Here is a 19256-nt window from a genome sequence, read left to right on the forward strand (position 1 = left end):
CCTATAAATAGTTATGCGCTAATTCAAGAACTTTAGCTAATCCTGCAGGGTTTTGTCCACCAGCTGTGGCTAAGAAGGCTTGGCCTCCACCGCCACCTTGCACTTCTTTCGCTAATTCACGAACAATAGTTCCGGCATTTAGTGATTTTGAATCCACTAAATCTTTCGAAATGGCTAAGGCCAAACTAGCTTTGCCATCTATTTCACTTACGAGCAAACAGAATAAACTTCCAGCTTCTGTTTGCAAATCAAATGCTACATTTTTCAATGCATCTGCATTGGGTACGTTTACCTGAGCGATTAAAGCTGGCGTTCCATTTTGTATGCTTATTTGCTTAGCCAATTCAGTTTTTAAACCTCCGATTTCTTTAGCTTGGTAATTTGCAACCGTTTTTTGTAAGCTATTCGCTTGTTCAATCAAGCTTGCCACCGCCTTAACCAAATCTTTTGGAGCCTTTAATAAAGCATTTAATTCACTAATTACAGCCTCTTGCTCGCTTAAAAGCGCATAGGCTTGTTGGGACGTAATCGCCTCAATCCGACGAACACCCGTCGCAACAGATGTTTCCGTAATGATTTTACATAAGCCAATTTCAACTGTTGATGGCACGTGCGTACCCCCACAAAGTTCAACCGAATATTTCTTGTCAAAAGTAATAACGCGGACAAAATCTCCATATTTTTCACCAAACAACGCCATGGCTCCTTTTTCTTTCGCTTGTGCGATTGGTACATTGCGTTCCTCTAACAAGGGAATGTTCTCGGCAATTTTGGCATTAACGATTTGTTCAATTTGTTGAATTTCTTCGTCGGTGACTTTTTGAAAATGAGAAAAGTCAAAACGCAACAAGGCCTCATTGACGAGGGAGCCTTTTTGTGCCACGTGTTTACCTAATACTTCTTGTAAAGCAGCTTGTAGTAAATGTGTCGCTGTGTGGTTTTGTGTAATTGTTCTTCTCCGATGAGTATTAATCTGAGCGATCACCTCTGCATCTCCAGCTACTTGTTCAATGCGCGCATCACTTAAAAAATGGACGATCAAGTCGTTTTCTTTTTTAGTGTCAAGTACCTGTAAAGTGATACCAGAAGGTTTGAACGTCAAGGTTCCTGTATCACCTACTTGTCCGCCTGATTCTGCATAGAATGGAGTTGTTTCTAGGACAACTTTATATTGTACTCCACCTTTATTTTGAATCTTTTGATATTTTAAAACCTGTGTGCTTGTTTGGGATTCATCGTAGCCTACAAATGAAACTTCTTCTCCTTCACGGACAATCATCCAATCTTCGGCACTTGCCCCTGCGTCTTTACGTGAGCGTGCTTTTTGTTCTTGTAAAGCCTTGTTAAATCCAGCTTCGTCAATATCCATGCCTTTTTCACGCGCAATTAATGCCGTTAAATCTATCGGGAATCCGTAGGTGTCATTTAGTTCGAACACGTCATCGCCTGAAAGAATTTTGCCTGAGCAGTCTTCCATTAATTTATCAAGGCGAATTAGACCTGTGGATAAGGTACGCAAGAAAGATACCTCTTCTTCGTAAATCACTTTGGCAACGAATGCTTCTTGGGCAATTAGTTCATCAAATACACCGGTGAATTGTTTGGCCAATAAAGGGACTAATTCGTGCATAAAAGGTTCTTTGAAGCCTAAATAGGTATATCCGTAACGAACAGCCCGACGTAATATACGACGGATAACATAGCCAGCTTTGGCATTAGATGGCAACTGGCCATCAGCTATACAGAAAGCGATCGCACGAATGTGGTCAGCAATAACACGCAGTGCTATATCTGCCCATTTTTCTGCACCGTATTGCTTACCTGCTTTTTGGGCTAAATATTGAATGGTTCCTTGGAACACATCGGTATCATAATTGGATTGCTTCCCTTGAATCGCCATGCAAAGGCGTTCAAATCCCATTCCCGTGTCTACGTGTTTATTGGGTAGTGGAACTAATGAACCGTCCGACATACGCTCAAATTGCATGAATACATTGTTCCAAATCTCAACGACTTGCGGATGATCTGCATTGACTAATGATTTTCCGGAAACTTTGGCAACCTCGTCTGCATTGCGTAAATCGATATGGATTTCTGAGCAAGGTCCGCATGGGCCTGTTTCGCCCATTTCCCAGAAGTTATCTTTTTTATTTCCATAGATGATGCGGTCTTCACCTACGATCGCTTTCCAGATATCGAAAGCCTCCTGATCGAAAGGTACACTATCTTTTTTATCACCTTCAAAAACGGATACATAGATACGGTCTTTAGGTAATTTGAATACTTCTGTCAGTAATTCCCAGGACCACGTAAGAGCCTCTTGCTTAAAATAATCACCAAATGACCAATTGCCAAGCATTTCAAACATGGTGTGGTGGTAGGTATCGAATCCTACATCTTCGAGGTCGTTGTGCTTTCCCGAAACACGAAGACATTTTTGCGTGTCTGCGATACGTTTCGACGGAGGAGTTCCATTACCCAAGAAAAAATCCTTGAATTGTGACATACCTGAATTATTAAATAATAGGGTAGGGTCATTCTTAGCTACCAATGGGGCTGAAGGAACAATTAAGTGACCTTTAGATTGAAAAAAATCTAAGAACTGTTGGCGGATCTCCGAAGAAGTCATTTGGGCTAATTTTGGTAATGGATTGGTTTAATGCGTCCTCTTGTTTATTTTTGTTTTGACAAGAATCGCAAAATTAGGTTTTTTTGTTGATTTTATTGATTCCTCGCATGGATTTAGATAAGCAATATTATTCGATTTCTGAAGTAGCCAAGCTATTTAAAGTCAATACATCCAAGTTGCGGTATTGGGAAGCACAATTTCCACACTTATTACCAAAGCGTACAGGAACTGGAATTCGTAAGTATACGCAGGTTGATATTGATAAAATCAAGGTGTTAGTGGACATGATCGATGTCAAAGGCCTGACTATTGAAGGAGCTAAACAAGCGCTTAATAACAAAGGGGCTGTTAAAAATCCCAATCAAGTTGTAATAAATCAGTTAACTGATATTCGTAATTTTTTACAAGTTTTATCTCAGGAATTAGAATAGTCTGTGCGTAGTTTCGTGGAAATCCTAGTCCATGCAATCGTCCGAAAAATTCTATCAAGTTGCCCTGTCGCGTATTCCGCAAATCGGTGTAGTCAATGCACGAAGGCTCGTTTCTTATGCGGGCTCTGCTTCTGCTATTTTTCAAGCTTCACGCATTGACCTGCAAAAAATTCCTCATATAGGTCCTATTTTGGCTGAGTCTGTTTTTCAAAAGACATACTTACATGAAGCAGAATCGATTTTGCGGGCATGCGATTCAAGTCAAATTACCATCCTTTTTTATTTAGATGATTTATATCCGGATCGATTAAAACATATTTATGATGCGCCATTGGTCCTGTATTTTCAAGGAAGTTCTGATTTAAATCAAGCGCGTAGCTTAGCGGTTGTGGGCACACGGAAGGCCACGGATTATGGAAAAAGGATGACTCAATCATTAATTGAACAATCAATCGGCTGTCCGGTCGTATTTGTGAGCGGGCTTGCTTATGGAATTGATATTGAAGTGCATAAGCATTACATTGACTTAGGGCTAGAGAATATAGCTGTGTTGGCCGGTGGATTTAATTATGTGTATCCGGCTAAGCATAAGCGTTTTTTGGACCAAATGGTACAATGTGGCGGCGTCTTATCGGAATACCCCTTACATCAAAAGCCTGATCCGCGTTTTTTTCCATTGCGTAATCGAATCATAGCCGGGATGACAGATGCGACTGTAGTCGTTGAAGCAGCTGAAAAGGGTGGGGCATTAATCACGGCAGATTATGCCAATAATTATCATCGAGAAGTTTTTGCTGTTCCAGGAAATTTGGAAAAAATATTTTCTGAAGGGTGTAATGCCTTAATTCAAAAACATAAAGCGACCATTTATACGAGTTGGGAAGCATTAGCCTTGCAGATGAATTGGGGAGAAGCAGGCGATCGAATTCAGCCGAAAAAACAGGTTTCCTGGAGCAGGTTGACGGATGACGAATCTCAAGTCATGGCAATTTTAGTCAAAGAAGGGGAATGCACGTTAGATCAACTTGCCTGGCGGGCACAAAAAAAGGTAACCGATTTGGCGATTACCTTATTAAATCTGGAGTTCCAAGGTTTGGTGAAAGCCTTACCTGGTTATATGTATCGGATAAAATAGCTTATTTACGCCATTCGCTTGGGTTCACACGCCAATCTTGCAGGGTGACCAATTGTGTTTCTGAGATATAGTCTAATTTAACCGCTTCTTCTACAAGCACATCGTAGTTGCTGAGTGTATAAAATGGGACACTCGCATGTTTGAAATTTTCAGAAGCAATTTCAAAACCGTAGGTGAAAATGGCAACCATACCGAGTACTTCGACACCTTCCGAGCGTAAGGCATCTGCAGCTTTAAGGGAACTTCCACCGGTTGAAATTAGGTCTTCAATCAATACAGCTTTTTGACCTGGCTTGATACTGCCTTCAATTTGGTTTCCCATGCCATGTTTTTTGGGCTCTGGGCGTACATAGCAAAATGGTAAATCCAATAAATCGGCCACTAAAGCGCCCTGTGCAATCCCCGCTGTGGCAACTCCTGCAATGACATCAACGTCCTTGAAATAGCCTTTAATTGCTGCCGAAAGGCTGTTTTTGATGTAGGTTCTAGCCTCAGGATCTGAAAGTGAGATTCTATTGTCACAATAAATAGGTGACTTCCAGCCTGATGCCCAAGTAAACGGTTGGTCTGGTCGTAACCGAATCGCTTGAATGCGTAAAAGATGATGTGCGACTTCTTGTGAAATAGTTAAATTCTGCATGCTTTAGTTTCTTCAATAATTGATTTCACAAAAATAAGTATTCAGATTATCTTATCAGTATTTAATTCTATTTTTGCCAAAATTAAAATCCATTCATGGTCATTTTTATCAACGATCGCCCCATACGCCTTATCAAGAAATCAAAAAATAGTTTGTATCCTCCCATGGAAGATTACGATGTGATTTTAGATGTTCGTTTGAAGCCGATTAAAATTGCTGATTTCAAGGGGCACACATGCTTATTGAACGTGGGGCCAGACCAGATGGAAAAAATTATTACCGAGTTGCATGCCGACAAGCCTTTTGATTTTCATTCCTTATATATTTTGACGGATCAAAAGAAAGAGCTGCAGAAGCGGATTTGTTCACTTTATCAGGTTATTGAAGCAGCCGGTGGTGTCGTACTTAATCCGCAAAATGAGGTTCTTTGGATTTACCGCTTAGGTAAATGGGATTTGCCGAAAGGGAAATTGGAGAAAAATGAAAATTTTAGAAAAGCAGCGGTTCGTGAAGTTTTTGAAGAGTGTAATGTGGCAGCAGACCTAATTTCAAAGGTATGTACCACATATCATACCTATTCATTCAAGAATGAACGCATTTTGAAAAAAACAAAGTGGTATGTAATGGAATCCAAGCAGTCGGGAAAATTAAAGCCACAATTAGAGGAAAATATTGAACGTGTCGAATGGATTGCACAAGATAAAATGAATAAGGTCGTGTCGGATACGTATAGTTCGATCCGTTATGTAATCCAACAATTCATCGTAAATCAAGCTCAAATACCATCTAAGGTATAAGGTAAGTATTCCCCTATTTCACTTCCATATCGATGCAAATCACGTATAATCGTTGAGCTAATTGGCGCTAAGTGTGGTGATGTAATCAAGAATACAGTTTCTAATTCTTGGTTGATATGTCTATTTACTTGTGAGATTGAGTTTTCATATTCGAAATCAGTTGTGTTTCGAAGTCCTCTGATGATAAATTTAGCTCCCACTTCCTTCGCCACATTGGCCGTCAAGTTTTGATAGGTAACTACCCGAACTGGTTTATCTTTAAACGTAGTCTCGATGTAATGTTTCATTTTGTCTAATGAAAAATAGCGTGACTTATTTGAATTTTGACCTATACCGATAACAACCTCATCAAATAAAGCCAAGGCTCTCAAGACAATATCTTCATGACCTTTGGTAAATGGATCAAAAGATCCGGGAAAAAATGCTGTTTTTGGCATCATATTAAATTAATTCGATAGGAATCTCCAGCTCAATCAAGCTTTGTCTTAAAATTGAATTTGTGTGTTCAGGTCCACGTAATTGAAATGTTTCGATTGTCCACTGAATTTCATAAGCTTCTCGAATGGAGTGCAGATAAAATGCAAGTTCAGTTGGCGATTCGTATGGAAAAACATTAGCTAGTTGCAACTGGCCTTGTTGAATCAAAATCACTAGTACTGATTTTTCAAATAAATGTAGCTGTATTCGCGGATAAATATAAGCCTTTGTTTTATCTAATTCATTAGCTAATAAATGTGAATAGTGAATTTGTGCTAGGGGGAAAGTCAACACTAAATAGTCTTTCCAAACACTCGGGATTAAGAATAAAAGGTTCGCCTGAGCAAAATTTACAGCCTGTTCATGTACTTCATGGCCGTCGATTACACCTTCACCTAGTGCTTTTTCCAAGAAGCCAAGTCGGTAAATAGGTGAATCAAATTCCAAAGGCGTAAGTAAAAATAACTCGGTTGTTAGTTCAACAGAAATATGTTGAATCAATCGGATTTGAATTGATTGATCTAAAAGCCAATTTTTAATTGATACTTGTGTAGAATTCCAAGGAAACAAAGCATCATTTGAATCAATTTTGAAACGAAGACCTGCTTTCTCGAGTTGTATCGAAAGTGAAATGGGAGTTTTAGCTTGAAGTGGAATTGTATTTCCTTTCACAGGTTGATTTTTCAAATTGCCCGAAATTGCAAAAAAAATAGCAATTAAGATATGATTTAGCCTTTTTTTCTAGGTACAAATTGAGTAATTTTGCGGCCTATTTAATCCATTCTTCATGTTATCTGTGTCTAACGTATCCCTGCGCTTTGGGAAAAGAGTTTTATTTGAGGAAGTAAACATCAAGTTTACGGAAGGAAACTGTTATGGTCTTATTGGTGCAAATGGTGCAGGGAAATCCACTTTCTTGAAAATTCTTTCCGGTGAAATTGAATCTCAAACTGGTAATATTAGTATGAATCCGGGAGAGCGAATGTCTATCCTGAAACAGAATCATTTCGAGTTTGAAGAATCTCCCGTATTACAAACTGTCATCATGGGAAATAAGCGCTTATATGACCTCATGCTTGAAAAGGATGCCATTTACATGAAGGAGGACTTTTCTGAGGCAGATGGAAATAAAGCTGCAGATTTAGAGGCAGAGTTTGCTGAATTAAATGGCTGGGAAGCCGAATCGGAAGCAGCTACTTTATTGAGTGGCTTAGGTATTAAAGAAGACATTCATTACACTTTGTTGCGTGATTTAAATGGTTCTGAAAAGGTGAAAGTACTTTTAGCCCAAGCACTTTTTGGAAATCCTGATATTTTATTATTGGATGAGCCAACTAACAACTTGGATATTGATTCCATTTTATGGTTAGAAGGCTTTTTGCAAAACTTCAAAAATACTGTTATTGTAGTTTCTCACGATCGTCATTTCTTGGATAATGTGTGTACACATATTGCCGACTTAGATTTCGGAAAGATTCAATTATATGGCGGTACATATACATTTTGGTACGAGTCCTCTCAGTTGGCCGCACGTCAACGTACCGATCAGAATAAAAAAACGGATGAGAAGCGAAAAGAATTGGAAGAATTTATTCGTCGGTTCTCTGCTAATGTGGCGAAATCTAAGCAAGCGACTTCACGTCAAAAGATGTTAGAAAAGTTACAAGTGGATGATATAAAACCGTCTTCTCGTAAATATCCGTTCATCAACTTTAAGCCAGAGCGTGAGGCGGGAGACCAGTTATTGAGTGTGGAAAAATTGTCGGCCACTACGGAGGAAGGCGTTCCTTTATTTTCAAATCTTTCTTTTACGATTAATAAAGGCGATAAAGTTGCTTTTTTAGCCAAAGATTCATTAGCCATTACTGCGCTATTTGATATTTTGATGGGTGAAGGTAAAGCGAGTTCTGGAGATTTTAAATGGGGAGTAACGACCACTCAGACCTATTTACCGAATGATAATGCCAACTACTTTAAGGATGATTCCATGAATTTAGTCGATTGGTTACGTCAATATTCAGTTGAAAAAGACGAGAGTTTTATTCGTGGATTTTTAGGCCGTATGTTGTTCTCTGGTGAAGAAGCCTTGAAAAAATGTACGGTGATATCAGGAGGAGAGAAGCAAAGGTGTATGTTTTCGCGAATGATGTTGTCCGGTGCCAATGTGCTTCTTTTCGATGAGCCTACAAATCACTTAGACCTAGAATCGATAACTGCCCTAAATAATGGTATGGTTGAGTTCACTGGCACCATGTTATTTACATGTCATGATCATCAATTAACTAATACAGTGGCTAATCGAGTAATTGAGTTAGGCGCTAAATCAAATTTAGATAAGTTGATGACCTACGATGAATTCATCACAGACCCTGCGGTTAAAGTGCAGCGAGCTAATCTATAATAAAAAAGCCCTTGAAATTTTCAAGGGCTTTTTTATGTTTTACAGGTTAAGCTACAAGATAAATCGTGTTGATAAGAAATTTGATTGTTGGTTCTCAACAATTTGATTGACAATATCTTTATTCAGTTGGTTCGCTTTCGTAGCCACCACCGTACGAATCGAGAACGATCGCAAGGCCGCTGTTACGGATAGTGTTCCTTCGGCGGAATCCTTACGGCCCGTGAATGGGAATGAATCTGGTCCACGCTGACATTGTGCGTTTACATTTACGCGCGATACTTGATTGACTGTTTCGTCAATTAAAGCTGAAATTTGATTCACATCCGTACCGAAAATTGCGACTTGCTGGCCATGTGATGACTCGTGAATGTAATCGATTGGGGTAGAAATATCTTCAAAAGGAACAACAGGAACCACCGGCCCAAATTGTTCTTCATGCCAAACTTTCATTTTACTGTTGACAGGATACAATAGAGCAGGGAAGAAGATTGACTTGAAGTTTTCTCCACCATGTTTATTGATAACCGTGGCACCGTGTAATTTGGCATCTTCGATTAACTCCTTCAAATAGGCAGGTTTATTAGGTTCGGGTAGCGGTGTGATTTGTACACCAGTTTCCCACATCATCCCTAATTTTAGGGCTTCAATTTTTTCAGCTAATCCTTTGTTAAATGCTTCTGCCAATGATTTATGCACAAAGATAATTTTGATCGCAGTGCACCGCTGACCATTGAATGATAATGACCCTAACAAACACTCATTGATGGCTACATCTAATTGTGCGCTTTCGGTTACAATCGCTGCATTTTTCGCATCTAGACCTAAAATCGCACGCAGACGATTCACCTTTGGATGCATTTTCTTAAGCTTATCGGCAACTTTTGAAGATCCAATCAAGGTCAAAACGTCAATTTTCCCAGATTCCATGAGTTGAGGTATGATGGAGTTTCCACGACCGTATAGTGTATTAATTACTCCGGCAGGGAAAGAATCTTTAAATGCTTCAAGTAATGGGTAATGCAATAAAGTGCCGTGTTTTGGGGGTTTAAATAAAACCGTATTACCCATTATCAGGGCTGGGATAAGCGTTGTAAATGTCTCGTTTAAGGGGTAATTAAATGGTCCCATACACAAAACTACGCCTAATGGTGAGCGTCTTACTTGGCCAATAATTCCTTCTTCAATTAAAAATGTTGAAGACGTACGATCAATATCTTTTAACGCACCGATGGTATCGTAAATATATTGAACTGTCCGATCAAATTCTTTTTGAGAGTCCGCCAGTGATTTGCCAATTTCCCACATGAGTAATTTGACAACTTCATCCCGTTTTTGGATCATCTTTTGCGTGAATTTCTCCACGCACTCGATTCGTTGGCTTACCGACATAGAAGGCCATTCACCCCGACCATTGGAATAGGCTTTTACTCCTGCATACAACACCTCCATAGCATCTGTAGCATCTGTGATTGGATAAGATCCAATTCGTTTTTGCTCTAAACCTTTGTTGGTTTTGATATAAATAGGGGACCAAACATCTTGAGTCTTTCCTGACCATTGACGCATTTCACCATTGACTAAGTATTCACGTTGCTCAATGGGACTAGTTAGGTCAAATTCTTTTGGGATACTTGCTGCATCAGGAAACAGCTTTTCTAATTCACTTGCTTGCATTTGCTTCATCTTTTTTTTCTAATACAAAGTTCTTCGCTTTGTACATTGCTATCAAATCAAACAAGTAAAAATTTTAATAGTTATATGATTTTTTAAAAATTTACTATTTTTTAACATTTATTTTTCTGATATCAATAGAAATTTGCGTCTAATCTGATTGATTTTAAATTTCTTTTGATCGGTAAAGCTACTTACACTTATTTGTTCAAATAGATTTTTCCATGCGTGAAAAGTGCTACTATCGTTAGCAGAAAAGCTTATTTCGTCGATTTTTTTAGATTGCAAATATTCGCTAAATGTCATTTTATGCCAGTTTGTGTCGGTATTTTAAAAGAGAAATAAAGGCGATAATAGCTAAAATTCCACTCATTAGAAATGGCAAAGGAATATTTTTAGCGAATCCTTGATATACTTGGCCCGCAAAAAGAGCTCCCAGTCCAATACCTATTTCCAACGCAATATACATCGTGGCCATGGCACGTCCCATATGATTTTTATTGGCTAAATCTGTTGTCCAGGCTGCTAAGGTAGGTGTGTTAAAGCCCCAAGCAAAGCCGAATAGAATAGCTGAGCTAATGACCGTCAAAGGACTAGGTGCTAAAACCATTAGAAACATGGCTGCCGCTAAAACGAGTGCAGAATAGAGCAGGACGGGAATACGGCCATATTTATCCGATGTTTTTGAAAAGAATATCCGGACTACGATGGATGAAATGGTATAGATGGTGAAATATAGTCCTTTATTGTGCCATCCAATTATTTTGGAAATGTCTGGCATTAAGGTAACTACAACACCAGATGAAAAGGAAACAAATAACATAATCCAAAAAACGGGTAATATAGTAGGTTCAAATACATCGCTCCAACCAATTTTAAATATTTTACTTGATAATTTTGATTTCATGGATTTGGGAAGAGTTTCCTTCATGCGCAATAGAATCAAAATTGATAACAAGGCAAAAACTGATGATATCCAGAACATCTCTCGGAGGCCTATTTCACTAGCTAAATAACTGCCTATTGCAGGGCCGATAGACATGCCGGTAGCCGTAAATATCCCTAATCCTCCTTGCGCTTCTCCTCTTCTATTCTCAGGAATTATATCCGCAACATACGCTGCTGTCGCTGTTGGCTTTGTTCCCGTGGACATACCATGCAAAAATCGCAAAAATAGAAACCCTTGAACTGTATGGATAATTGGGTAGAGTCCGCCGCATAAAAAGCATACCAATGAACCAAATGCCATAACAGGAATTCTTCCGATATGATCAGTCAATTTCCCTGAGAATGGCCTACTTAATGCTGCCGTCAGTGTAAATAATGCGATGATATATCCGATATATTCTTTCCCACCAAGGCTAGCTAAATAATCAGGTAATTCAGGAATTATCATTGAAAAACTAGCTGAGAACAAGAAATTACTTACACACAGAAGTACAAAATTCAACGTATAAATTGACGCAGGTTTTCCCATTAAATTTCTTCGATGAAGGCCTTGGTCTCTTTTTTATTCATACCCATTAAAAAGGCTGGTAGCAAAATAAGGTTGCAAATCATAGCCATCAGTAGCGTGATGGAAACGAGAATTCCAAGTGCTTGTGTCCCTTTGAAGGTTGATGCAGTGAAAATAAAGAACCCAAAAAACAAGATCATGGCTGTGTAGAACATGGAAACACCTGTTTTTTGAATGGTGATTTGTACTGCTTTGGCAACATTATTTGAATTTTTAAACCACTCCTCCTTGTATCGCGTTAAAAAATATATGGTTCCATCGCTTGAAATACCAAAGGCAATAGAGAAAATTAGAATTGTACTTGGCTTTAATGCGATGTGAAAGAATCCCATCAACCCCGCCGTAATAAGTAATGGTATTAAGGATGGGATGGTTGAAATAATGACCATTTTCCAGCTGCGGAATAAAAGTGCCATTAAAATACAAATTAGTATAATGGCCGTAATTGTGCTTTCTATCAAGTTTGTCTGCAAATAAGCTGTTTGAAATGCATAAATTACTGAGTTTCCTGTAATTTTTGCATCATAGGCCCGCGCATCACTTGCAGGTAAGATATCACCTGATTCACTATCAGTTCGAAAAATAGTATCAATTTTTGGCTGAAGCTCATCGTACAGTTTTTGCGTACGGACAGTTCCAATATCGGCCATTTGAAAACTTATACGCGTAAATCGTTTTTCTTTATCTAAGAAACCTGCGAATAAATTTTGTTTCCCTTGTAAGCTACCTTGGAAATCTTTTAATTTTGAAAGTTCATCAATTCCCGGTAAGGTAAAATATTTGGGATCTCCGCCCCGATAGACTTGATAAAGGTATTTTGTTGCCGTAACTAAAGAGAGACCCTGCGTAAATTCAGGGTGTTGACCTATTAGTTTTTCAGTTCGTTTAATTTTTGCCAAGATTTCTGGTGAAAGTGCTCGGTCTGATTCATGTGCATCGATTGAAATTTCGAATGGCATAACGCCTTTGAAGTGTGTTTCGATAAATTTCAAATCGGTATAAATAGCATTTTCTCTTGGTAAATCGTCAACGATATAGCCTACAGCCTCTATTTTGCTTAAACCATACAGAGAAACAACAAGTAAAAAACCAATGATACTATAGATGACTTTCCGACGCTTAAATACCCAAAATTCAACGCGCGTTAGGAATCGATTAATTCTCTTACTTTCAAAATGAGCTAAATCTTTCGCCTTTGGTGGATTTAAATAACTAAAAAAGATAGGAATCAATACCAAAGACAATAAGAATGTGAACATGACATTCAATGATGCGACTATGCCAAATTCCACCAGCAAGGCCGAACCCGTAAATGCAAATACACCAAATCCAATAGACGTAGTAATATTCGCTAAAAATAACGTTCGGCCCACAGTTGCTATACTCCCCAGCAGTGATGCTTCTTTATCGTTAGTTTCAGCATAGTTTTCGTGGTATTTGTTCAGTAAAAAAATTACATTTGGTACGCCTATTACCACAATGAGTGGGGGGATTAATCCCGATAATAGTGTGATTTTAAATCCAAAAAGAACTATAGTTGCGAGTGAGGCTACGATGCCAATTAGAATTACGATTAGTGCGAAAAAGACAACTTGAATTGACCTGAAAAAATAAAATAAAATGAGGGAAGTTACTGCGATTGCCAACAACAGAAATAATACCAATTCATTCGTTACTTGTGACGTATATTCTGTACGGATAAATGGCATTCCAGAATAATGCAACTTATTTTTTGTATTAGCTGAATAGTTTTCACCAAGGGATTTGATTTTTTTTACGAGTGAAATTCTATTTTTATTGTTGATAGTCTTTTGATCAAGCGTAATCAACATCAAATGAACCCGGAGATCTTCTGTGAAAAGGAAATTTCGATAAATCGGTAATTTGTTGATTTTGGATTTTAATGAATCTAATTCAGCTTGCGAGCTATTTGTTGACCCCACATACAGTGGTCTTGTTTTAAAGATTTTTCTTGTCGTATCAATATAGACTTCAGGTAGATTGGGTAATGCTAACATGGACTTGATGCCTGCCTCTTTTTTGATTTCGGTAAACAAGTTATTCCATGCATCAAACTCAGCTGGTTTAAACAAATTTGGATTTTCCAATCCGATGACCATTACATTGCCATCCTCACCATATTTCTTCTTGAATGATTCGTACAACTGAAATTGTTCGTTCGATTGAGGAAGAATTTTAGCTAATTCATAGCTAAGTTGAATTTGGCTAGCTGTGTATGCTAACCATATCGTCGTAAAAAATAAAACACCTAGAATGGCTAATTTGAATTTGAGGATTTGAGTCCCAATCCAATTCCATGATTTATTCATTGACTTCTCCTTTTAATATTTCAGCCAACGCTAAATCTTCTGACGTTGTTATTTTAATATTGGCATATGTCCCTTCTACTACATGAATATGTTCTCCTATATTTTCAACAACACTCGCATCATCTGTAAAATGGGAATTATATCCATTTGCGTATGCTTTTCGTAGCGTGTTTAATTTAAAAACTTGAGGTGTTTGAATAACACGTATATCGGCACGATTTACAGCTATAAAAGCTTTTTTTTCGTCGTTCCACATTCTAATTGAATCTTTTGATGGCATTGCAACGACCGCATTGCCGTATTTGGATGCTTCCTCAAATGCGTGTTGGATCGTTTGTTTACTTATCAATGGACGCACGCCATCATGGATTGCAACTAAACATTCAGTCCCATAGGTAATGGCTTGAATACCAGCTAAGCTCGAATGAAATCGGGTTTCTCCTCCGGCAACTAATTTGTGAGGAGTTTGTGTAAGAATTTCAGGATATTTCTTTCCTAGTGTGGCCCAATGATCAAATTGATCTTGTGGTAAGACTAGAATTAATTCAATATCTGGAATGGCGGCTTTGAATGCTGCCAAGGTATGAAAAAGAATGGGTTTATTTTGAAGCAGTAAAAATTGCTTCGGTACCGACGAATTCATGCGTTGTCCGCTACCTCCCGCAACTATAATTGCTATTTTTTTCAAAATAAACCCATTTACAATTAAATTATTAACATTACGTCGCCGTAACTGAAAAAGCGATATTTCTCCTTAATGGCTTGTTGGTATGCATCTTGAACCAAATCATATCCACCAAAAGCACATGACATCATGTATAAAATAGATTCAGGTAAATGGAAATTTGTTAAAAGGGCAGTTGGTATTTTAAACTCGTACGGCGGGAAGATAAATTTATCTGTCCAAGAATCAATCGGTTTTAAGTGACCGCTAGCTGATACAGATGACTCCAAGGCTTTCATAACTGTAGTTCCTACGGCCAACACATGTTTTTTGCCATCAATAGCTTGATTGACATAATCACATGTATCTTGGTTAATCATAAAATGTTCTGAATCGGTTTTATGTTTTGTAAGATCTTCAACATCTACTTGGCGAAAAGTTCCTAATCCGATATGAAGAGTAAGTGGCGTAAATTGGGTTCCATTTAACTCCATACGCTTCATGATAATTTTGGAGAAGTGTAATCCGGCAGTTGGTGCTGCTACCGCACCCACGTGCTCTGCATAAATTGTTTGAAAACGGTCACGATCTTCTTCTGTCGCCGCGCGCTTAAGACGAATCTCATCTGGAAGTGGCGTTTCACCTAATTCGTGAATTGCCGCCATGAGCGCTTCATGATCGCCATCGTATAAAAAACGAATCGTACGGCCACGCGATGTGGTATTATCAATAACCTCAGCTACTAAATCTGAATCGCCAAAATATAATTTATTTCCTACTCGAATTTTTCTTGCTGGGTCGACCAATACATCCCATAAACGGTGTTCGCGGTTTAATTCACGTAACAAAAAAACTTCGATTTGAGCGCCTGTTTTCTCTTTGTTTCCATAAAGACGGGCAGGGAAAACTTTGGTATTGTTCGTTACTAAAACATCTCCATCTCCAAAATAATCTACGATATCTGTAAATTTCTTATGCTCAATAGTTTTTTCCTTTCGGTTAATGACCATCATGCGAGCGTCTTCGCGATTTTCTGTGGGGTTTAAAGCAATTAAGTTTTGTGGTAAATCAAATCTGAATTCAGATAATTTCATTCGGATGGGGTTTGAAATGAATTTATGATTCCAATTGCGTGCGCAATTGGTGCATAAAATTTGCAATTTTACAAATATACACTTTTGAAGGGGGGCTTGTCAAGGTATATTTTAAACAATTTGAAAAAAGTCAGGTTTTAAATTAGTAAGAACTATCCTATGCAGTCAGTTTCTATTTTTTGGTTTCGGCGTGATTTACGAATTACGGATAATCATGGCCTTTGGGCAGCTCTGAAAGGAGAAAATCCCGTATTGCCACTATTTATTTTTGATCCCACTATTTTAGAACGGTTGGAAGATCACCGGGATGCCCGAGTTGAGTTTATTCATAATTCTTTATCTGAATTAAAGTCGAATATTCAGAAACAAGGTGGAGATCTTTGTGTGTTACATGCGCAACCATTGGAGGCATTTAAGAATTTACAATCTCATTATACGATTCGTGCTATTTACACTAATCATGATTATGAGAAGTATGGGTGTGATCGCGATGATGTCATTATGCGTTGGGCTGAATCTCAGCAAATTAAATTTCATACCTATAAAGATCAAGCGATTTTTGAAAAAAATGAGGTTTTAAGCGGACAAGGGACTCCTTATACCGTATTTACTCCTTATTCGCGAAAATGGAAAGAGCGCCTTCGTGCAGAACCTATCGTTCAGTTTCCTTCTGAAGTACTTCAAAACTATTTATCAGCGAAATTTGATTTTTTGAGTTTAGAATCAATTGGATTTGAATCGACGGGATTGGCTTTTCCTAAGCCAACAGTTGCAGATGATTTAATTCGTAATTATGGAGAGCGTAGGGATTTTCCTGCATTACCGGGGACGAGTAGGTTATCTGTCCATTTGCGATTTGGTACAGTTTCGATTCGAAGTCTTGTTTTGCGAGCGATAGGAAAATCAGAAGTATGGTTGAATGAATTAATTTGGCGGGACTTTTATTTTAACATTTTACATCATTTTCCACATATATCCATTGGTCATGCTTTTCGCAAAGAATATGATCGTATGGAATGGCGAAATAATGAAGAAGAGTTTGATGCTTGGAAGCAAGGCCAAACGGGTTATCCGATTGTAGATGCTGGAATGCGAGAATTGAATGCGACCGGATTTATGCATAATCGTGTTCGAATGATTGTAGCGAGTTTTTTGGTCAAACATTTATTGATTGATTGGCGCTGGGGAGAAGCCTATTTTGCTGCCAAATTAGTAGATTTTGATTTTTCTGCCAATAATGGTGGTTGGCAATGGGCAGCTGGTTCTGGTTGCGATGCGGCTCCTTATTTTCGCGTATTTAATCCCACTCTACAAACTAAAAAATTTGATGGTGAGTTGGCATATATTCGTAAATGGGTACCAGAATTTCAAGAGTTAAGTTATGCTAAACCTATTGTAAATCATGAAATGGCACGAGAGCGTGTTTTAGTGGCATACAAAAAAGCACTAGCTAAAGCTTAGTATACATTTTTATTTTCAATCGTATAGTCGGTTAAATCTATCGAAAGGAACCCGATTTTTAAGTTAACTTCCATTTTGAAGGGTAACTGATATTTGTCATTGGTTATCCACAGTTGAATTGCATCCTCTTCTTTAAACATCTTGTTTTTTGGTAGCACTAAGGTGGTTCGTATACAATTTTTATTTCCCCAAGGACTTTCGATTTTTTCGAATCCTTTCACGATAAACCAAATTTCATAGATAATTCCGTCAACTAATATGTTGGCTTTCTGCTTTTGGCCTATCTTCATTTCACCTAAAGGCTTATCGCGTAAGAAAAAATAGCCCCCGATTAAATCCAAAGTTGATTTATTTATTGCTAAATTTTTGACTGTTGGCTTGTTTTGTGGTGAGTTTATTTTAGCTACTGAATTGGCATGATCAAATATGACTGTTTCTGTTTTTCGGTATCGACCTTCCTTTTTACGCATCTCTGTTTTAATTGGTAGATGGGAGTCGGTATCTAGGTAAGCAGACCAATAATCAACTACGGGCGATATGATATCTAGTATACCAACAGTTTTACCCGTTATTTCAATTTTTCGAGTTTCTTGGCCATTTACTTGTTGCGTTTGTCCACTTGTGTGAATTGTTGCTTCTGCGGCATTAATAAAACCGAGATGTATGCGGTATTTTAAATGTTCGTTAGCTAAAATACTGGAATTTTCTTGGCATATACTTGGGTGGATGGTAACCAATAATATGATAATTACATGTAAGTGTTTGCTGAAAAAAGATGGTTTGAATTGCAAGAGCTTGGTTTTAATTACAAAGGATTTATTTGACGACAGAATATCAATTTATTTGTTTTTTCATTACGTGGTATTTCCTATTTTTGTTTGGATTTAGATGAAAGACATTAAATCTACAAGGAACATTCAAAATTATCAATAAATATAACATGGCAAAACAATCGGACAGCGCACAAGGTCTTGCAGCTGAGAAATTAAAGGCACTGCAGACTACTTTGGAAAAATTAGATAAGGCTTACGGGAAAGGGACTGTGATGCGTTTGTCAGATAGTAAAGTTATGGATGTTCCCGTCATATCAACAGGTTCATTAGGTTTGGATTTAGCTTTAGGTATTGGTGGTGTACCGCGTGGTCGTGTAGTAGAAATTTATGGACCAGAATCCTCTGGTAAAACAACATTAACCTTACATTGTATTGCTGAGGCACAGAAAGCGGGTGGTTTAGCTGCTTTTATCGATGCAGAACATGCATTTGATCGATCTTATGCCGAAAAACTAGGTATTGATACGGAGAATTTATTGATTTCACAACCAGATAATGGCGAGCAAGCACTTGAGATTGCGGAGCATTTGATTAGTTCTGGTGCTATTGATATTATTGTTATTGATTCGGTTGCGGCATTAGTTCCTAAAGCTGAAATAGAAGGGGAGATGGGGGATTCAAAAATGGGTCTTCAGGCTCGACTGATGTCACAGGCTTTACGTAAATTGACTGGTACAATTAACAAAACGGGTTGTTGCTGTATTTTCATCAATCAACTACGTGATAAGATTGGTGTTATGTTTGGAAGTCCAGAAACAACTACAGGGGGTAATGCTCTGAAATTTTATGCTTCTGTTCGTTTAGATATTCGTCGGGCTGGTCAAATCAAAGAAAGTGCTGATTCTATTACAGGTAATCGTACGCGTGTAAAAGTTGTGAAAAATAAAATGGCTCCTCCTTTTAAAGTGGTTGAGTTTGATATTATGTATGGTGAAGGAATTTCGAAAGCAGGTGAAGTGCTTGACTTGGGTGTAGATTTAGGTGTAGTTGATAAGTCGGGGTCTTGGTTTTCGTATAATGGGAATCGCTTAGGACAAGGCCGTGATGCCGTAAAAGATTTGATTAAGGATAATCCTGAATTGATGGATGAGCTTGAGCAAAAGATTAAGGAAAAGGTCAAAGGTGACGATAAAGCTTTAATTGATAAAGATGTCGTTGTAGAAGAATAGATTTATCT

At 38.1% G+C, this 19256-nt stretch carries 16 protein-coding genes; 6 read left to right on the plus strand and 10 right to left on the minus strand.

Annotated features, from left to right (window positions below; translation table 11 throughout):
* Window position 1: 1 nt before the first annotated feature.
* Entirely contained in the window at window positions 2–2629 is a 2628-nt protein-coding gene (gene alaS, locus AC1W6K_RS03470; RefSeq protein ID WP_481946453.1) for an alanine--tRNA ligase, read from the minus strand.
* A gap of 83 nt (window positions 2630–2712) precedes the next feature.
* Between alaS and AC1W6K_RS03475 the strand changes: the two genes are divergently transcribed.
* Both AC1W6K_RS03475 and dprA read left to right on the plus strand, forming a co-directional pair.
* A complete protein-coding gene (locus tag AC1W6K_RS03475; RefSeq protein ID WP_481946454.1) occupies window positions 2713–3060 on the plus strand; it encodes a MerR family transcriptional regulator in 348 nt (115 codons plus the stop codon).
* A gap of 31 nt (window positions 3061–3091) precedes the next feature.
* The gene (gene dprA / locus AC1W6K_RS03480) at window positions 3092–4195 is read left to right on the plus strand and encodes a DNA-processing protein DprA (protein WP_481946455.1); all 1104 of its coding nucleotides are present in this window, start codon (window positions 3092–3094) and stop codon (window positions 4193–4195) included.
* A 1-nt stretch (window position 4196) separates the two neighbouring features.
* On the opposite strand, the gene pyrE is transcribed toward dprA, so the two are convergent.
* On the minus strand, window positions 4197–4835 hold the full coding sequence (gene pyrE / locus AC1W6K_RS03485; protein WP_481719614.1) for an orotate phosphoribosyltransferase: 639 nt from the start codon (window positions 4833–4835) through the stop codon (window positions 4197–4199).
* A gap of 95 nt (window positions 4836–4930) precedes the next feature.
* Between pyrE and AC1W6K_RS03490 the strand changes: the two genes are divergently transcribed.
* Window positions 4931–5632 (plus strand): NUDIX hydrolase, encoded by a 702-nt coding sequence (locus AC1W6K_RS03490; RefSeq protein WP_481946456.1) that lies wholly within the window; start codon window positions 4931–4933, stop codon window positions 5630–5632.
* Here the strand turns inward: AC1W6K_RS03490 and coaD are convergent.
* Both coaD and AC1W6K_RS03500 read right to left on the minus strand, forming a co-directional pair.
* The gene (coaD, locus tag AC1W6K_RS03495; RefSeq protein WP_395785188.1) at window positions 5611–6069 is read right to left on the minus strand and encodes a pantetheine-phosphate adenylyltransferase; all 459 of its coding nucleotides are present in this window, start codon (window positions 6067–6069) and stop codon (window positions 5611–5613) included. The two genes, AC1W6K_RS03490 and coaD, sit on opposite strands and share 22 nt — an antisense overlap.
* 4 nt (window positions 6070–6073) lie before the next feature.
* Window positions 6074–6796, minus strand: a complete 723-nt coding sequence (locus AC1W6K_RS03500; RefSeq protein ID WP_481946457.1) for a DUF3822 family protein — start codon at window positions 6794–6796, stop codon at window positions 6074–6076.
* 100 nt (window positions 6797–6896) lie between these two features.
* Between AC1W6K_RS03500 and AC1W6K_RS03505 the strand changes: the two genes are divergently transcribed.
* Complete coding sequence (locus tag AC1W6K_RS03505) at window positions 6897–8510, plus strand: ABC-F family ATP-binding cassette domain-containing protein (RefSeq protein WP_481946458.1); 1614 nt, start codon at window positions 6897–6899, stop codon at window positions 8508–8510.
* Window positions 8511–8561: 51 nt separating this feature from the next.
* Here AC1W6K_RS03505 and AC1W6K_RS03510 read toward each other — a convergent pair whose 3' ends face one another.
* The 5 genes from AC1W6K_RS03510 to queA all read right to left on the minus strand — a co-directional run bounded on the left by AC1W6K_RS03510 (window position 8562) and on the right by queA (window position 15785).
* Window positions 8562–10193, minus strand: coding sequence for an NADP-dependent glyceraldehyde-3-phosphate dehydrogenase (locus AC1W6K_RS03510; RefSeq protein WP_481946459.1), 1632 nt, complete (start codon window positions 10191–10193; stop codon window positions 8562–8564).
* A 295-nt stretch (window positions 10194–10488) separates the two neighbouring features.
* Window positions 10489–11658 (minus strand): MFS transporter, encoded by a 1170-nt coding sequence (locus AC1W6K_RS03515; RefSeq protein WP_481946460.1) that lies wholly within the window; start codon window positions 11656–11658, stop codon window positions 10489–10491.
* Window positions 11658–14027 (minus strand): efflux RND transporter permease subunit, encoded by a 2370-nt coding sequence (locus AC1W6K_RS03520; RefSeq protein WP_481719608.1) that lies wholly within the window; start codon window positions 14025–14027, stop codon window positions 11658–11660. The genes AC1W6K_RS03515 and AC1W6K_RS03520 overlap by 1 nt, the downstream gene beginning before the upstream one ends.
* Window positions 14020–14715, minus strand: coding sequence for a 2-C-methyl-D-erythritol 4-phosphate cytidylyltransferase (locus AC1W6K_RS03525; protein ID WP_481719607.1), 696 nt, complete (start codon window positions 14713–14715; stop codon window positions 14020–14022). Before AC1W6K_RS03525 ends, AC1W6K_RS03520 begins: the two co-directional genes overlap by 8 nt.
* Window positions 14716–14732: 17 nt before the next feature.
* The gene (gene queA, locus AC1W6K_RS03530) at window positions 14733–15785 is read right to left on the minus strand and encodes a tRNA preQ1(34) S-adenosylmethionine ribosyltransferase-isomerase QueA (RefSeq protein WP_481719606.1); all 1053 of its coding nucleotides are present in this window, start codon (window positions 15783–15785) and stop codon (window positions 14733–14735) included.
* Window positions 15786–15944: 159 nt separating this feature from the next.
* Between queA and AC1W6K_RS03535 the strand changes: the two genes are divergently transcribed.
* On the plus strand, window positions 15945–17246 hold the full coding sequence (locus AC1W6K_RS03535; RefSeq protein WP_481946461.1) for a cryptochrome/photolyase family protein: 1302 nt from the start codon (window positions 15945–15947) through the stop codon (window positions 17244–17246).
* Here the strand turns inward: AC1W6K_RS03535 and AC1W6K_RS03540 are convergent.
* Window positions 17243–18037 carry a DUF3108 domain-containing protein gene (locus tag AC1W6K_RS03540; protein ID WP_481946462.1) on the minus strand — a complete coding sequence of 265 codons (795 nt, stop codon included), beginning with the start codon at window positions 18035–18037 and terminating at the stop codon, window positions 17243–17245. The genes AC1W6K_RS03535 and AC1W6K_RS03540 overlap by 4 nt on opposite strands.
* A gap of 149 nt (window positions 18038–18186) precedes the next feature.
* Here AC1W6K_RS03540 and recA point away from each other — a divergent pair, with 149 nt between their 5' ends.
* Window positions 18187–19248 (plus strand): recombinase RecA, encoded by a 1062-nt coding sequence (recA, locus tag AC1W6K_RS03545; RefSeq protein ID WP_481719603.1) that lies wholly within the window; start codon window positions 18187–18189, stop codon window positions 19246–19248.
* Window positions 19249–19256: the final 8 nt, after the last annotated feature.

The sequence above is a fragment of the Aquirufa sp. genome, from assembly GCF_964796385.1.

Bases quoted from the DNA above. Each gene is read 5' to 3' on its own strand.
- alaS (WP_481946453.1), bottom strand. From the start codon at position 2,629: ATGACTTCTTCGGAGATCCGCCAACAGTTCTTAGATTTTTTTCAATCT.
- dprA (WP_481946455.1), top strand. From the start codon at position 3,092: ATGCAATCGTCCGAAAAATTCTATCAAGTTGCCCTGTCGCGTATTCCG.
- pyrE (WP_481719614.1), bottom strand. From the start codon at position 4,835: ATGCAGAATTTAACTATTTCACAAGAAGTCGCACATCATCTTTTACGC.
- AC1W6K_RS03490 (WP_481946456.1), top strand. From the start codon at position 4,931: ATGGTCATTTTTATCAACGATCGCCCCATACGCCTTATCAAGAAATCA.
- coaD (WP_395785188.1), bottom strand. From the start codon at position 6,069: ATGCCAAAAACAGCATTTTTTCCCGGATCTTTTGATCCATTTACCAAA.
- AC1W6K_RS03505 (WP_481946458.1), top strand. From the start codon at position 6,897: ATGTTATCTGTGTCTAACGTATCCCTGCGCTTTGGGAAAAGAGTTTTA.
- AC1W6K_RS03510 (WP_481946459.1), bottom strand. From the start codon at position 10,193: ATGAAGCAAATGCAAGCAAGTGAATTAGAAAAGCTGTTTCCTGATGCA.
- AC1W6K_RS03515 (WP_481946460.1), bottom strand. From the start codon at position 11,658: ATGGGAAAACCTGCGTCAATTTATACGTTGAATTTTGTACTTCTGTGT.
- AC1W6K_RS03520 (WP_481719608.1), bottom strand. From the start codon at position 14,027: ATGAATAAATCATGGAATTGGATTGGGACTCAAATCCTCAAATTCAAA.
- queA (WP_481719606.1), bottom strand. From the start codon at position 15,785: ATGAAATTATCTGAATTCAGATTTGATTTACCACAAAACTTAATTGCT.
- AC1W6K_RS03535 (WP_481946461.1), top strand. From the start codon at position 15,945: ATGCAGTCAGTTTCTATTTTTTGGTTTCGGCGTGATTTACGAATTACG.
- recA (WP_481719603.1), top strand. From the start codon at position 18,187: ATGGCAAAACAATCGGACAGCGCACAAGGTCTTGCAGCTGAGAAATTA.